This is a genomic window from Alicyclobacillus tolerans, assembly GCF_900142255.1.
In the GTDB taxonomy this organism is placed as follows: Bacteria; Bacillota; Bacilli; order Alicyclobacillales; family Alicyclobacillaceae; genus Alicyclobacillus_I; species Alicyclobacillus_I tolerans.
In genome coordinates this window covers 88,237-102,740 of sequence record NZ_FRAF01000004.1, presented here as the reverse complement: position 1 = coordinate 102,740, position 14,504 = coordinate 88,237, and the positions used below count along the sequence as shown (strand labels likewise).

Sequence of the window (14,504 nt, the reverse complement as noted above, 5' to 3'; positions counted from 1 at the left end):
TTTCAGGAGGACGCTATGACGAAAACCATTTTAGAAGTCGGAGCACTCGTAAAAAATGCACAGGAATGGATCTCTGGTCCTGCATACCTTGTTTTTGACGGTCAACAAATTGAGGAGATCGGTGAAGGAACCTACAAGAAACCTTTATTAGGCGCTCGTAAAATTGTACGTCCCCATTCATTGGCTATACCTGGGCTCATCAATACGCATGGACACGCTGCCATGACACTACTGCGTGGCGCAGGCGATGATATGCCTTTAATGGACTGGCTCAATCAACGTATATTCCCTTTGGAAGAACAATTAACAGAGCGGGCAATCTATATTGGAACGCTGCTCGCCTGTTATGAAATGCTTAAGTCAGGTACCACGACCTTTACAGATATGTACATGATGATGCATCATGCTGCCGAGGCAGTGGCCAATTCGGGAATGCGCGCAATGCTTTCATGGGGAACTGTCGGATTCACGGATGAAAATCGTAAACGTGGAATTGAAAATACTCGCAGTTTGGCAAAAGCCTGGCACAACGCTGAAAATGGCAGACTGCAAATTTCTGTGGGACCTCACGCACCTTATACATGCCCAGCTGACTACTTGCGAGAACTGGCTAAATTGGCTGAAGAATTGCAATTGCCCATGCAGATTCACCTTAGTGAGAGCCAAACAGAAGTTGAACAGGCACTCCAAACATGGGGAAAGACGCCGATTGCTCAAGTGCGCGACTGCGGTCTATTTTCTGTACCAGTACTTGCGGCACACTGCGTACATCTAACAGATGAAGACATAAGCATATTGGCAGAGAATTCTGTTTGTGTAGCGCACAATCCTCAAAGCAACTTAAAGTTGGCTTCTGGCATTGCACCATTGCCAAAAATGCTCGATGCTGGAATTACTGTGGGCTTAGGTACCGATGGGGCAGCAAGTAACAATAATCTCGATATGTTTGAAGAAATGCGTTTGGCCGCTACTTTGCATAAAGGCATCTCCTATGAAGCAACCACCATTCCTGCCGCAACAGCGTTTGCTATGGCTACGGAATATGGAGCACGCTGTCTGTTTCAAGAAAACAAACTCGGAATACTGGAAGTGGGGAGAGCGGCAGATATTACCTTGCTCAATCTCGATAGTCCTCATTTGACTCCCATTTATGATTTGATTTCCAATCTGGTCTATGCTTGCGGGGCAGACGATGTCACCGATGTTTTTGTGGCAGGTGAGCATGTATTGGCCGATGGAAAACCGACGCGTTTTGATATAGAATCTGTTCTTCATGAAGCTCGCCAAATTGCTTCTAATCTGTCACGCAAGTGAAACGATGTCAAAACACTGTCCGTTCGATTGAAATAGAGAAGATAGGACATTAGTATTAAATTTAAATCATGCTAAAGCGGCAAGCGGACATACGAGCCACTAGACAAGTTTTAAACACCGTGTAGTCCTGAGAGAGTGAGGAGACACCATGCGCATTCTTGTTACGAATGATGACGGTATTCAAGCTGAAGGCATACAGATATTGGCTGAGCTTGCTGCAGAATTAGGAGAAGTGGTTGTGGTAGCGCCAGACAGTCAACGCAGTGCAGCTAGCCACTCCATAACAATTCGAAACAGGCTGTATCTCCAGGAGCACCATTTGCATCATTCTCAAATAACCGCCTTCTCTCTCTCCGGTACTCCAGTTGACTGTGTAAAATGGGCTGTAACTGAGATGGGATCGTTTCAACTTGCACTTTCTGGAATTAATGAAGGAGCCAATTTGGCGACAGATGTCCTGTATTCCGGAACAGTAGCAGCAGCTGGTGAAGCTGCTCTACAAGGTATTCCTTCCGTTGCATTGTCGCTTTGTGGACCGCCTTTTACATTTTCTTCAGTGGTCGATCCGGTTCGAAAACTCCTTAAACAAGTCGTTCATTTGACTTTTCCGTCGGATACTTTTCTCAACGTCAATATTCCACCTCATATCCTGCTAGACAACGATGCACCTGCTTGGCAAGTTACAGAACTAGGCGCACGTACCTTTCGCGATCAATTTTTCAAAAAAACAGATGAGCAAGGGCGCGTCTATTACCGATATGCTGGTGAAGCTGTAGAGGAACCCGAAGGAGAACGTAAAGACGTTCTGACAGTGCAAAACGGTTTAATTTCAGTAACGCCTTTGCGCTATAGATTCAGCGAATTATCATGGATGCATGATTTAATTCAGCAATTGGAAGAGTCAGACATAACTGAACTTCCGTTTAATAGAAAGGAAGTCCGTAAGACTTATGGAAAATAAAATGCCCATCATTGCAACACATGAATGTACAGCGGTAGATGATTTATATTTACTGGTAGATTTTTTGAATCGCAATCTCAAGAACAAAGACGTGATATTTGGGTTGTCAAAGTCAACTGCCAATGAAGGAAAAATGTTAATTACTCTGTATAAGGCTTCTGAGGAGTCATGAAAAGAAAAGTTTTTTTTATCAGTCTGAGCGTTTTTTTTCTTCTTTTATTGCTCGCCGCAGCTTTGACAACCTATTTTGAGCAAACTTTGCAAAGTCACTGGTCGGAAGAAACGCAAGCGGCAGAATACGTTTTGAATCACTCACCGATTGAAAAAATAGAAACATCGACAATGTTTACCGCATCAGGCTTGGAAAATGTATTTACTGGCAAGGATATTTTTGGCCAATCTTGGATTGTTTTTTATTTTCCAGACCAACAAAAACTACATGCTGTACTCGCTAAAAATATCATTAATACGACACAGATTGAGACCATTTGCCGCAAATTCTCTTTACAGCCTTCACAACTGAGTTTAGGCTGGTTGAATCAAGAGCATGCAGCAAACATGAATACCAATCCTGGACCTGTTTGGGAAGTTTACGGGAAAAAACAAGGTGAAAATACTTATTATTACTTTAATGCTGCAAACGGTGACCTGATTTGCCAATATGTGCTCCAACACCATACTTTATAGCGTGCTATACTAAATGCAGATGAATCATTGGAGGGAGCGTGATGAATTGTCACGAGTTCGCATTGTCCCCGTTCTGGTCATCGCAATTGTCACGCTTGGGATTTTGTTTGGAGCCTGGCAAGGATATCAACAATACCGTTTGATTGCTCCTCTACAGGCGGAATTAAGTAAGATACCTGGAGTAGAGTCGGTTACCATTAACCGCTCACCATCAGATACAGTCGTTATTCAATTAGGTCCCGTTCAAACGCTGGTCAATCATGATTTGCAGTCCACATACAATGAAATCCAGAATGATGTTATTGGAACGCTGGGCAGTGGGGAATCCATTATTCTCAAGGATAAAAGCGACCAAACGCTTACACTGGATTATGAGTCTTTGCAACCTATCATATTTGAAGGACTCAACCACGGAACTTACACGCAAATGATTGCCAATGTTGAAAAAGCAGCGGCCAAAGAAGGTATACAGGCACGTGTCACAATGGATTACCATAATATTTATATCCAACTGCAACAGGGAAGCCACTACTTGTACGACTTCCATGCGTATCGGCTTGGTCAAGGGGGGGCTGTGCAGTGATGAAAGAATGGCTGATAGGCATTGGTTTAGCCGTCGTCATTTTTGCAGGATTATTTCTTAACGTCAACGTTCTGCCCATTCTCTTTTTAGCTGGGCTAGCTTTCGTAGCCTGGTTCATGATGGAGAGACGTACAGCTGTTGCTGGCGCTGGTAGAGAGACTCCTGTCAAACATCAAGTATCGTTTGATCAAATTGGCGGTCAAGAGAACGCAAAACGGGAACTTCGAGAAGCGCTGGATTTCCTTAAATATCGAGAGCGTATTAAAACTTTAGGCATTCGACCTTTGAAAGGCATTTTGCTGACAGGACCACCGGGTACAGGTAAAACTCTGATGGCTAAAGCAGCGGCAACTTATACGGATTCGGTATTTTTAGCAGCTTCAGGCAGCGAGTTTGTAGAAATGTACGTGGGCGTTGGAGCGCAGAGAATCAGAGAATTATTTCGAAAAGCTCGTCAATTAGCCAAAAAGGAAAACAAAGACAGTGCGATTATCTTTATAGATGAAATTGACGTTGTAGGTGGTCGAAGAGGACAGCATAGCCACCAAGAATATGACCAGACTTTAAACCAATTGCTCACGGAAATGGATGGTATGAGTACAACTCAATCTCCACTGGTCTTGGTCATAGCTGCTACCAACCGAGTGGATATCCTGGATCCGGCATTGCTTCGTCCGGGACGTTTCGATCGTCAAATTAAAGTGGATTTGCCCGATAAAGAAGGACGTTTGCATATTTTGCAAATTCTTACGGCAGGAAAACCACTTTCAGAGAATCTTAATCTCGAACACATTGCCAGAGAAACATTTGGTTTTTCTGGCGCTCAATTAGAATCTTTAGTCAATGAGGCGGCCATTGCTGCGTTGCGTGCCGGTTCGAATCAAATTACTCAAGAAATGTTTCGTGATTCAGTGGATAAAGTACTAATGGGCGAGCGTACGGGCCGGAGACCCACGGATGATGAACTGCAACGGGTAGCCGTGCATGAACTTGGTCACGCTATTGTCAGCGAATTAATGCGGCCAGGTACAGTTTCACATATTACCATCGCTCCACGTGGCAATGCTCTTGGTTTTGTTCGCCAGATTCCAGAAGCGGATCGTTATCTGTATACTCTTGAACAATTGCAAGAACAAATTAATGTTGCGCTAGGTGGATGTTTGGCGGAAGAACATCACTACGGTAACCGCAGTACAGGTGCCCAAAATGATTTTGTGCAGGCATCCTCGCTGGCCAGAACCATTGTTACTTGTGGTTTATCCCGAATTGGCATTGTCGACGAGGAACATCTTCCAGAAAATGTTTTAGATACAGAAGTTCGCCATATTTTGGCTGAACAAGAACGTATCACAAGAGAAATTTTGCGACCTTATCGCGAAGATATTGCACAGTTTGCCTTTGATATTGTGCGCGAAGAAAGCGTTGATGGTTCTGTGTTCCGAGATTGGCTGAGCAGTATTCAGGATAAAAAAGAACAAGGTGAGATGAAATCTTCGGAAGCACATCGGACGCCAGAAACAGTATTACTGGCTTAAGTCACAAATTACCAAAACCCCATATGCCGGGAGGCATGATTGTAAGGAAAAATAAAAACTATTCAAGGGCATCTCCAATGAAGATGCCCTTTTCATTTTCCACTTACGAAAAAGGAGGAAAAATGTCATACTATTGTTTATAGAAACAAGCGTCCATAGGAGGAGACATTTTGCCAACCAAAACATCCATACAAAATATCGGTCAATTTCTCGGTCAGTCAGTAACCTTGCAAGGATGGCTCTATAACAAGCGTTCCAGTGGCAAAATCGTATTTTTGCAACTGCGTGACGGCACAGGTACGATTCAATGTGTAGCAGTGAAAGCTGAACTTCCAGAAGAAGTCTTTCAAATATGCCAATCTTTAAAGCAAGAAGCTTCTTTGCGTGTAACTGGTGAAGTCAAAGAGGACGAACGTGCTCAAAATGGTTATGAGCTAACGGTTCAATCCGTTGAATTGTTGCACCAATCCGATGACTATCCCATCAGTTTAAAAGAACATGGTGTGGATTTTTTGCTCGATCATCGGCATCTTTGGATTCGCACTCCCAGACAGCGTGCTATTTTAAAAATTCGTTCAGAAGTTCTTCAGGCTATGACGCTTTTTTTCTCAGAAAACGGATTTACACGAGTTGATCCGCCCATTCTTACGCCAACTTCTTGCGAAGGAACGTCTGAACTATTTCATACGCAATACTTTGATGAAGACGCCTACTTGACTCAAAGTGGCCAGATGTATATGGAAGCAGCCGCCATGGCTCTTGGAAAAGTCTATTCCATGGGACCTACTTTTCGCGCAGAAAAATCTAAAACTCGCCGTCATTTGATTGAATTCTGGATGATTGAACCTGAGATGGCATTTGTCGATCACGATGAAAATATGCGCATTCAAGAGCAATTTGTCTCTTATATTGTTCAACATGTACTCAAGCACTGCGCAATCGAGCTCAAAACGGTGGGACGAGATATCAGCATACTTCAAAACGTTCAACCACCGTTTCCACGAATGACTTATGACGAGGCTATCAAGTGGCTCAATGACAATAACTATGAAATCGCATGGGGTGAAGATTTTGGAGCACCTCACGAAACAGCTTTGGCGGCTCAATTCGATCGACCTGTTTTCATTGAACGATACCCTACAGCCATAAAAGCTTTCTATATGCAACCTGATCCGGATCGCCCTGAGGTGGCACTTTGCGCAGATTTATTAGCTCCAGAAGGATACGGAGAAATTATTGGCGGAAGTGAGCGTATTCATGATTTCGCCTTGCTTGAAAAACGTTTTGAAGAACATCAACTTCCCAAAGAAGATTACGACTGGTATCTGGATTTGCGTCGTTACGGCAGTGTCGTACATTCCGGCTTTGGCATTGGATTAGAGCGGACTGTAGCTTGGATTTGTGGTCTTGAACATGTTCGTGAGGCTGCCGCTTTCCCGCGCATGCTCTATCGATTGAAACCTTAATGGAAGTTCTGTTTCTCCTCAAAGTAAAGAAAACTGTCCTTCGCATCTGACCATGTTATACTTTGAGGAGAATAGGGGGAAACGAGATGAAGCCATCTTCTCGAACACTGCATGATGCAGATTTTTTAAGTCAACCTTTTGTTGCCGTGCCAACCTTGTTACTCTCGTCCTATTCAGAATTGGATGTAAGTGCATCTGAATTTATGGTTCTCCTTCATATCTTAGCCGCATCACAAATTGAAGGTACCACAGATATTTCTGGTGCTGAATTGGCCAATCGTTGCAAAATGACGTCCATTGAAGTGATGCGTTGTTTAGACCGCCTTGTACAAAGTAACTACTTGGCGGTGGGCGAGCGAATTGACGAACAAGGAGCACATTGTACTTATTTTGATTTGGCTCCCTTATGGCGCAAAATTCGTGGTCAAAAAGATACCCCTTATCGGGAGTGGAGAAAAGATCCAGTCACTCTTTTTGAGGAAGAATTTGGACGGCCGCTCTCTGGGCTAGAATTAGAACAGCTTAGACAGTGGCTTGAAGTTGACAAATTACCTGAATGGATGATTATTGAGGCATTGCGCGAAGCGGTTTATGCCAATAAATTCGCATTTAAATATATCGACAGGGTACTTTATCAATGGCAAAAAAACCGTATCCGCACCAGACAAGAATTAGAAAATTACAGAGAGAACTTTCGGGCTGTTCAACAACAGCCAAAGACATCTGCACCATCGTCTCGTCGGCCTACTTCAGGTATACAAAATTATGGAAAGTCAACGCAAAACGGAAGTACGTCTCAACGAGATCAGCGATATAGCGCTTTTTATGAGTTATTTCCGGACGCCTGAAGAAGTAAAGATCAATTTTGCGAACAAGCCAAAAGGAGAGCCAAACGAATGCGTGTACTTGTCACTGGAGGTACAGGTTATGTAGGATATCCCATCGTTCGCAAACTGTTGCAGGAAGGATATAAAGTTCGCGTTTTTCAACGTGGTCAGCGACCGCTAGAAACACTGAAAGACGTGGAAAATACTCAAGTAGAAGTTATAAAGGGAAATATTTTAGATGCAAAAGCGGTGGAGCAGGCAGCACAAGAATGCCAAGCCATTCTTCACTTGGTTGGAATTATCAGAGAAGATCCACGACAAAATATTCTTATGGACAATATCCATCGAGTGGGCACTCACCATATCGTAGAAGCTGCTAAACGAGCTGGAGTGACGAGAATTGTTCACATGAGCGCTCTGGGTGCCCGTCGCGATGCAATTTCTAAATATCACCAATCGAAGTGGGAAGCTGAGGAAGTTGTTCGTAACTCACAACTGGAATACACAATTTTTCGACCTTCCGTCATTTTTGGTAAAGGTGGGGAAGGTCCTAATTTCCTCCGCCAACTGGGTGATCTCGTTCAGAAATCTCCCGTTGTACCCATTCCAGGAAATGGTCTACAGCGTTTACAACCTGTCTCAATCGACACAGTAGCATCCGTTTTTTGCGCGGCTCTGAAGGAAGCAAACAGCATCGGGAAGACGTATGATCTTGCCGGATCGCAAACATTAACCTATTTAGAAATCTTGCGCGCAGTTGCCAAGACCTTGAAACGTCCTTTTTATCCTCTGTTTTTACCGTTTTCACCTCTGTTGGCCACAGCCAAAAAATTAGAGGTTTTTTCTTGGTTCCCTATTACTTCTGATCAATTACAAATGCTGAAAGAGGGAAACGTATCTCCACGTTGGAAAGAGGTGTACAGTGACTTTCATCTGACACCTCTTTCGTTCCAAGCGGAATGGTCTTGACTCTAAAGCTTTCTAGTTCTCTGCTGAGGTTGACACAGACTGACCAGGCAGCGCAAAATCAGTCAGTTTGCGTTTTTGCTCTTCAAAGCGTTCAAGCGCCAATTGAATCAAACGGTCCACCAGTTCTGCGTAACCCATTCCGGTAGCTTCCCAAAGCTTAGGATACATACTGTATTGAGTAAATCCTGGCATGGTGTTGATTTCGTTTAAATAAACTTTACCCGTGTTTTTCTCAATAAAGAAATCTATACGTGCCAGTCCTGCACAATCTGCTGCCCGATAAGCCGCAATTGCGATTTCCTGCACTTCTTGTCTCTGAGCGTCACTCATAGGCGCAGGAATTAATAATTCCGACTCTCCGCTTATATATTTGGCGTTATAATCATAAAATTCTCCAGCGGGTATAACCTCGCCTGGTACAGAGGTTTGAGGATTATCATTGCCTAACACAGCGATTTCAATTTCACGAACTTGAAGCCCTTGTTCTATAATTAAGCGTCGATCATACCGAGCTGCCAACTGCATAGCTTCATGGAGACGGTTTCGTTCTGTTACCTTACTGATGCCAACACTCGATCCAAGATTTGCCGGTTTGACAAAACAGGGATATCCAAGTGTTTCCTCAATGCGTCGCTCTACTACTTGTGAATCGTTTTCCCATTCTGATCGCAATACAGACATATATTTGACTTGCGGAAAGCCATGAGCTGAAAAAAGCTGTTTCATAGCAATTTTATCCATACAGAGCGCAGAAGCGAGGACTCCCGAGCCTACATAAGGTATACCTAACATTTCTAACATACCTTGCATTGTCCCATCTTCACCATAGGAACCATGTAAGACAGGGATAATAACATCCACTTTCGGCGTATCATGGTTTTCCGTTGTATACTTGACATGGTGAGCAGGGGTTACGTTGGGGGACAGGTGAGACCACGCTTCTCCCATTTCTTCGCCAAGACCAGGGTGGACAGTATGACTCGGTAAAGACTCTACCAAACCGCGCTGTAAAGCAGTCTGCGCAGCTTCACCTAGTACAAATTTACCTTCTTTGCTGATTCCAATGGGAATCGCTTCGTATTTGCAGGGGTCTAATGATTGAATCATAGAGCGCCCGGACATTACAGATACTTCATGTTCGCCTGACTTTCCACCAAAGAGTACGCCAACCCGCAATCGTTTCAAATCGCTCTCTCCTTTAAATAAATCCTTTTATTATTCAAACACAGGGGGATGCTCATGCTACCAACCACAATTTCACGCTTACTCCAGGCCTATCCTTTTACACTGCTGCAAGGAAATCCTCAACAACCTGTTACCGGTATCTCCATTGATACTCGAACCTTACAACCCGGAGACGTGTTTGTAGCTTTTACCGGCACTCGGGTTGACGGCCACGAGCGGATTGAAGAGGCATTCAGTAAACAAGCTGCTGCTGTCATCATAAGCCGTCCTGAGGCACAATACGCTCTACAAAACTTCGCACATTTTCCTGTTTTGCTGGCTCAAGACACTTTACAAGCTGTTCAAGCCATTGCTCGACAAGAAAGAGATTCGTTTGATGGTCCTGTATTTGGTATTACAGGCAGCAACGGAAAAACCACCAGCAAAGAGATGCTATTAGCTTCTCTCTCAACTGTCACACAACCTCTTGGTACAAAAGGAAATTTCAACAATGAACTCGGCATGCCTCTTACTATACTACAACGTTCGCCTAAAGATGGTGCTATGGTACTGGAAATGGGGATGAGGGGAAGAGGACAAATTGCGGAACTTTGCCAAATTGCACGTCCAACCTGTGGACTCATTACCAATATTGGACACAGTCACATTGAATTGCTCGGCAGTCAAGAGGCTATAGCCGATGCAAAAACCGAATTATTTGCAGCGTTGCCAGCTGACGGCTTTGCGATTGTCAATATGGACGATCCATTTTTAAAAAAACGTATTCATCGAACGAAAGCACAGATAGTGGATGTTAGTTTGCATGACCAAACATGTTCCGTATACGCAAATGATATTCAACTTGGGGATGAAGAGACCTCTTTCACATTCGTGATGAACGGCCATCGACACTCTGTCCGTTTGTTGGCAAGTGGGTTACACAATGTGCAGAATGCATTGCTTGTGCTCGCTGCCGCATCTGCCTGTGGTTATGAAATTGAGGGCTTAATTCAAGGAATGGCCACTTATCGACCGACACAAGGAAGACTTTACCCTAGAAAAGGCGCTTATGGACGCACGATTCTTGACGATTCTTACAACGCCTCGCCTCTGTCAGCTCGAGCAAGTCTAGACGTGTTAAAAATAACTGGCGATGTCAAAAAGAAGTGGGCCATTCTTGGAGATATGTATGAACTAGGAAACTATACGGAAGAAGGACATCGCACTGTAGGTGAATATGCCGCTCACCTAGGAATTCCTGTTATATGTATTGGACAATTTGCAAAGATTATGGCTGATGCGATTGCCCAAGCTGGTGGAAAATGCGAATACTTTCCCAGCATAGAGGAAGCACTTCCACATTTACCATCTTTGCTTCCTGTGGATTCAGTCGTACTCGTCAAAGCTTCTCGAGGCATGCAATTTGAAAAGATTGTTGAGCATTTGGTGAACGGTTAAAAATTCGCCAAAAAAATCACAGTCTCACCCCGTGTCTGCCATTGACACAAAAGATGCATTTGATAAATAATACAGTGTCTAAACTAAAAGAGAGACTTGGTTATCTGAGTCAACCAAGTTCACTAAGCGAGGAGGCAACACCTCTCTATGAACGCCCGTAGATTGTTAATTATTAACGTCATTATCTTATTAGTCATCGTCATTGCCGGGTTTGTAGGGTACTACTTTTATAATCAATCTACCCTTTATCTGACAACTGATGATGCATCCGTAACTGGTAAACAAATTGTAATTGCCGCGCCTGCTTCAGGCAAAGTTGTGGATTGGAATGGAACATTTGGACGTACCTTCACAAGTGGGGATACCGTAGGGGATGTTCAAATGCAACAGGGTACTAAAACAGTGGACGTCGCTATTCCAATGCCTCAAGATGGTACCGTCGTGCAAAATGAAGCGGTAGATAACGAATTTGTAGCGGCTGGCACACCGCTTGCCTATGCCTACAATATGCAGCAACTTTATGTGACAGCCAATATTAAAGAAACTCAAATCAGTCAAATTAAGATTGGACAAAATGTGAATGTTTATGTGGACGCATTTCCAGGAATCACAATCAAAGGTACGGTAGAAGACATCGGAATGGCTACGGCTAGTACATTTTCGCTTCTTCCTACACAAAGTACCACAGCTGATTTCACAAAAGTAACGCAGGTTATTCCTGTGCGTATCGCTTTACAAGGTTACCAGGGAATCGGCTTGGTACCTGGCATGAGTGCTACAGTCAAAATCCACAAATAATCTTAGCTGGAATAAAACATACGCCATGTATCTCGTTCTATCAAGATCGGGCTAAGGCTAAGAAAAAAGTCAACTGAATTCGGACATAAGAAAGCTCTTAACTTCGTGTTGCTTAAAAAAGCACCTGTTAAGAGCTATTTTTCGTAAAATAGATAGAAAAATCTATATAAAGGATGACTGATCCACTATGAATAAGCCGAGAATCGAGGCAGAACAGTTTTTTTCGGTTGACATGCGAGTTGGGACCATATTGTCAGCAGAGAGGTTTGCAAAAGCAAAAAAACCAGCTTATCAATTAACCATCGATTTTGGACCTCTAGGTATTCGTCATTCCAGCGCTCAAATTACTCAAAGATATCAACCAAACGATTTAATTGGCCGTCAAGTAGTGGCTGTAGTCAATTTACCTCCGCGAAATATTGCAGGTTTTTCATCTGAAGTGTTGGTTTTAGGTTCGATGGGGGAAGATGGAGATGTTATTTTGTTAAGACCAGATGAAAGAGCCGAAAACGGATCGCCAATAGGATAAGCATATTTAACTGTATTTTTGTTGACCAAATTGATAGGTGGTAATTTCAGAATGGATTGTATCAGTTCGAATCTTTTTGATATTCCACCGATTCGGTTGCTGATCTAAAATCCTGGCTGGAGCAAGAACAAAAATTGATGAATGAAATTCAAGAAGCAATTTCTGGACACCGAATTGATTTTTATAGAGACACAATGAATCTTCACCAGCGTGACAAATACATGTATGACCAGTTGATAATCCAACCCATTCTGAGGGAGACTGTCTGTCGATTGGGAGGGAGTAGAAATACCGTACGCTCAAGTACGAGCTATGTTTGTTTATTGTAAAAAATCATGAATATAGCGTACAGGATTGTTACAAACTGCACGAATCTATTGAACGTTACATTGTACCGTTATGGAATCAACTGGCTAGTTTGATTCAGTCTGATTGGTGCTTTTACCGACCCTCTTCCAGCGATGAAAAATGTATTTATCTTTTCTAACTTTAACCCGTCTTTTTTTACAGCCTCCAATTTAACATAATATATATTATCGGACGTTATCCCAAAGAAGCAATCACACTCTCCTAAAGTATAACATTGCGAAAAATATAAGACAAGCAAATTAAGCCACAGTAACCAATAAATTAGACAAAATTCGACTTTCATCCAAAGACTTAGCTAATATAAAATGTTTAGATTTCATACGTTTAATACCAATACGAGCAACAGAATCAATCCAATGATGTAAGCTCTCAAAATCTCCAAAACCTGACAAAATAGAACCAAGCAAAGGAGCGTACTGATGTGAGAAATGAGAAAGAATATCGTCTATAGATTTATCAGATTTAGGAATGGTCAATTTCAATCGACTAACACCAAGTAAAAAACCATCCCACCAAGAAACGACAGAACGACGAGAAAAGTTACTATCAGAAGATTTATCATCAACAAAAGCGATATATGAAGCCAGAACACCACGAACGACTGAACCAAGCTCTAAACCATTACAAAAGAGGTTAACTAAAGCTTGAGAACGAGAATCACGTGTTTGCAATTCACAACGATTCCAGACAGTATCTAAAGATTGTTCAGCCGCTTTGTCGTAGAAGCGAACACGAATTTTACTTTGAGGAGAGCCAAAATAAACAGTAACACCATCAGAAGAAGCAACACCATTACCAACAGATATTCCCTCTTGAATCATCGGCTTACGAAAACGAGTACGAACCAAACCAGAACGGACAAAATCAGCAACACGATGAACATTGAGAACACCAGAAAATTCGTCAATCGCAATATCACAACGAGTAAATTTAGCACCAAGAGATAAAACGGAAGATAGCCAGTCTCGCCAGTTTAAGCCATTCGGCAGAAGAACAGATGATTCTAAAAGACGACAACCCGAACCAGAGAGAATGACATGAGTACCCATACCCTGCTTGCCATCCGTTAAAATGACCATGTTATCAAGTCGATACTGTGTCTGATAACCAAGCATACCCCTCTCACATAGTAAAAATTCGTCGAGTGTCGTATGGAATAAAGATGATGCAATTTCAATAGGATTGATAGTATCAGGTAGAGTGAAAGCTACCCAGTCAATCAGTATTTGCGTCTCTGTATTTTGTGCCCCCCTGTTAGTTGATGGGGGCACTCGCAATTCTGGTTGTCCAATGTTCATCTTGTTGTCCTCCTTGGTAGTTAGGAGCAATGCCCAAGTATGGGCATTGCCCACAGAGAAAAGGATAATTTTTACTTTTCCTTATCAATGGGCTTTCGCGGCATAATCGCTTCGCTTTTATTCCACGACCCATTGACAAGGGCAGACCGAACCGCAGATAAGAAGTCTGGAACATCCGAGAGAGACGAATGCTGTTTAAGGACTTCATCTGGAATAGAAACCTGCAAATCAAACTCAACAAACAATTGGAAAAGAAGATTTTCCAATAACTCAGAAGCAATAATAGGCGACCAATGGGCGTTAATACGATTCACAAGCCAATTGATATAAGCTTCACCGTGAAGCTCAAAAGGATATTTCATGATGCCAACGACAGGCGAGCGGAGCCACCATCAAATGAACCACGAAGCAACAAACCCAATTGAGACGCATAAGCAACAGCGATAATCGCTTCTTTGAGCGGTAGAGAAACAGAAGAACATACACCCATTTCTAAATCTTGAATTGCACGACAAGCGGAATGAGGAACAATCAATAGAGCTTCCC

The 14,504-nt window shown here is 42.9% G+C and carries 16 protein-coding genes; 12 read left to right on the top strand and 4 right to left on the bottom strand.

Going from position 1 to position 14,504, the window contains the following annotated elements:
* Positions 1 to 15: 15 nt before the first annotated feature.
* The 9 genes from BUA75_RS03450 (at position 16) to BUA75_RS03410 (ending at position 8,342) form a co-directional block, all read left to right on the top strand.
* On the top strand, positions 16 to 1,314 hold the full coding sequence (locus BUA75_RS03450) for an amidohydrolase (RefSeq protein ID WP_072873193.1): 1,299 nt from the start codon (positions 16 to 18) through the stop codon (positions 1,312 to 1,314).
* A 148-nt stretch (positions 1,315 to 1,462) separates the two neighbouring features.
* The gene (gene surE / locus BUA75_RS03445; protein ID WP_072873192.1) at positions 1,463 to 2,275 is read left to right on the top strand and encodes a 5'/3'-nucleotidase SurE; all 813 of its coding nucleotides are present in this window, start codon (positions 1,463 to 1,465) and stop codon (positions 2,273 to 2,275) included.
* Positions 2,265 to 2,447, top strand: a complete 183-nt coding sequence (locus BUA75_RS03440; RefSeq protein WP_072873191.1) for a YpmA family protein — start codon at positions 2,265 to 2,267, stop codon at positions 2,445 to 2,447. Before surE ends, BUA75_RS03440 begins: the two co-directional genes overlap by 11 nt.
* On the top strand, positions 2,444 to 2,962 hold the full coding sequence (locus tag BUA75_RS03435; protein ID WP_072873190.1) for a hypothetical protein: 519 nt from the start codon (positions 2,444 to 2,446) through the stop codon (positions 2,960 to 2,962). The genes BUA75_RS03440 and BUA75_RS03435 overlap by 4 nt, the downstream gene beginning before the upstream one ends.
* 46 nt (positions 2,963 to 3,008) lie before the next feature.
* Positions 3,009 to 3,545, top strand: a complete 537-nt coding sequence (locus BUA75_RS03430; RefSeq protein WP_072873189.1) for a hypothetical protein — start codon at positions 3,009 to 3,011, stop codon at positions 3,543 to 3,545.
* Positions 3,545 to 5,080, top strand: a complete 1,536-nt coding sequence (locus BUA75_RS03425; protein WP_083574048.1) for an AAA family ATPase — start codon at positions 3,545 to 3,547, stop codon at positions 5,078 to 5,080. The genes BUA75_RS03430 and BUA75_RS03425 overlap by 1 nt, the downstream gene beginning before the upstream one ends.
* A gap of 170 nt (positions 5,081 to 5,250) precedes the next feature.
* Positions 5,251 to 6,546, top strand: coding sequence for an asparagine--tRNA ligase (gene asnS, locus BUA75_RS03420; protein WP_072873187.1), 1,296 nt, complete (start codon positions 5,251 to 5,253; stop codon positions 6,544 to 6,546).
* 86 nt (positions 6,547 to 6,632) lie between these two features.
* Positions 6,633 to 7,394 carry a DnaD domain-containing protein gene (locus BUA75_RS03415; RefSeq protein ID WP_072873186.1) on the top strand — a complete coding sequence of 254 codons (762 nt, stop codon included), beginning with the start codon at positions 6,633 to 6,635 and terminating at the stop codon, positions 7,392 to 7,394.
* A gap of 48 nt (positions 7,395 to 7,442) precedes the next feature.
* Positions 7,443 to 8,342, top strand: a complete 900-nt coding sequence (locus BUA75_RS03410) for a complex I NDUFA9 subunit family protein (protein WP_072873185.1) — start codon at positions 7,443 to 7,445, stop codon at positions 8,340 to 8,342.
* A gap of 12 nt (positions 8,343 to 8,354) precedes the next feature.
* On the opposite strand, the gene BUA75_RS03405 is transcribed toward BUA75_RS03410, so the two are convergent.
* Positions 8,355 to 9,464, bottom strand: a complete 1,110-nt coding sequence (locus tag BUA75_RS03405; RefSeq protein WP_444861022.1) for a D-alanine--D-alanine ligase family protein — start codon at positions 9,462 to 9,464, stop codon at positions 8,355 to 8,357.
* A 117-nt stretch (positions 9,465 to 9,581) separates the two neighbouring features.
* Between BUA75_RS03405 and BUA75_RS03400 the strand changes: the two genes are divergently transcribed.
* The 3 genes from BUA75_RS03400 to BUA75_RS03390 all read left to right on the top strand — a co-directional run bounded on the left by BUA75_RS03400 (position 9,582) and on the right by BUA75_RS03390 (position 12,291).
* Positions 9,582 to 10,964 (top strand): UDP-N-acetylmuramoyl-tripeptide--D-alanyl-D-alanine ligase, encoded by a 1,383-nt coding sequence (locus tag BUA75_RS03400; protein ID WP_072873183.1) that lies wholly within the window; start codon positions 9,582 to 9,584, stop codon positions 10,962 to 10,964.
* Positions 10,965 to 11,111: 147 nt separating this feature from the next.
* Complete coding sequence (locus tag BUA75_RS03395) at positions 11,112 to 11,762, top strand: HlyD family secretion protein (protein WP_072873182.1); 651 nt, start codon at positions 11,112 to 11,114, stop codon at positions 11,760 to 11,762.
* 187 nt (positions 11,763 to 11,949) lie between these two features.
* On the top strand, positions 11,950 to 12,291 hold the full coding sequence (locus BUA75_RS03390; protein WP_072873181.1) for a tRNA-binding protein: 342 nt from the start codon (positions 11,950 to 11,952) through the stop codon (positions 12,289 to 12,291).
* Positions 12,292 to 12,899: 608 nt separating this feature from the next.
* Here the strand turns inward: BUA75_RS03390 and BUA75_RS03380 are convergent.
* The 3 genes from BUA75_RS03380 to BUA75_RS15830 all read right to left on the bottom strand — a co-directional run bounded on the left by BUA75_RS03380 (position 12,900) and on the right by BUA75_RS15830 (position 14,493).
* Positions 12,900 to 13,958, bottom strand: a complete 1,059-nt coding sequence (locus tag BUA75_RS03380) for a replication initiation factor domain-containing protein (protein WP_072873179.1) — start codon at positions 13,956 to 13,958, stop codon at positions 12,900 to 12,902.
* Between the two features lie 71 nt (positions 13,959 to 14,029).
* Positions 14,030 to 14,320, bottom strand: coding sequence for a hypothetical protein (locus BUA75_RS03375; RefSeq protein WP_072873178.1), 291 nt, complete (start codon positions 14,318 to 14,320; stop codon positions 14,030 to 14,032).
* Positions 14,317 to 14,493, bottom strand: coding sequence for a hypothetical protein (locus BUA75_RS15830; protein ID WP_165611935.1), 177 nt, complete (start codon positions 14,491 to 14,493; stop codon positions 14,317 to 14,319). Before BUA75_RS15830 ends, BUA75_RS03375 begins: the two co-directional genes overlap by 4 nt.
* Positions 14,494 to 14,504 lie beyond the last annotated feature (11 nt).

Coding starts and splice junctions, on each gene's coding strand:
- BUA75_RS03450 (WP_072873193.1), top strand. CDS start 16: ATGACGAAAACCATTTTAGAAGTCGGAGCACTCGTAAAAAATGCACAG.
- surE (WP_072873192.1), top strand. CDS start 1,463: ATGCGCATTCTTGTTACGAATGATGACGGTATTCAAGCTGAAGGCATA.
- BUA75_RS03440 (WP_072873191.1), top strand. CDS start 2,265: ATGGAAAATAAAATGCCCATCATTGCAACACATGAATGTACAGCGGTA.
- BUA75_RS03435 (WP_072873190.1), top strand. CDS start 2,444: ATGAAAAGAAAAGTTTTTTTTATCAGTCTGAGCGTTTTTTTTCTTCTT.
- BUA75_RS03425 (WP_083574048.1), top strand. CDS start 3,545: ATGAAAGAATGGCTGATAGGCATTGGTTTAGCCGTCGTCATTTTTGCA.
- BUA75_RS03415 (WP_072873186.1), top strand. CDS start 6,633: ATGAAGCCATCTTCTCGAACACTGCATGATGCAGATTTTTTAAGTCAA.
- BUA75_RS03410 (WP_072873185.1), top strand. CDS start 7,443: ATGCGTGTACTTGTCACTGGAGGTACAGGTTATGTAGGATATCCCATC.
- BUA75_RS03405 (WP_444861022.1), bottom strand. CDS start 9,464: ATGTCCGGGCGCTCTATGATTCAATCATTAGACCCCTGCAAATACGAA.
- BUA75_RS03400 (WP_072873183.1), top strand. CDS start 9,582: ATGCTACCAACCACAATTTCACGCTTACTCCAGGCCTATCCTTTTACA.
- BUA75_RS03395 (WP_072873182.1), top strand. CDS start 11,112: ATGAACGCCCGTAGATTGTTAATTATTAACGTCATTATCTTATTAGTC.
- BUA75_RS03390 (WP_072873181.1), top strand. CDS start 11,950: ATGAATAAGCCGAGAATCGAGGCAGAACAGTTTTTTTCGGTTGACATG.
- BUA75_RS03380 (WP_072873179.1), bottom strand. CDS start 13,958: ATGAACATTGGACAACCAGAATTGCGAGTGCCCCCATCAACTAACAGG.
- BUA75_RS03375 (WP_072873178.1), bottom strand. CDS start 14,320: ATGAAATATCCTTTTGAGCTTCACGGTGAAGCTTATATCAATTGGCTT.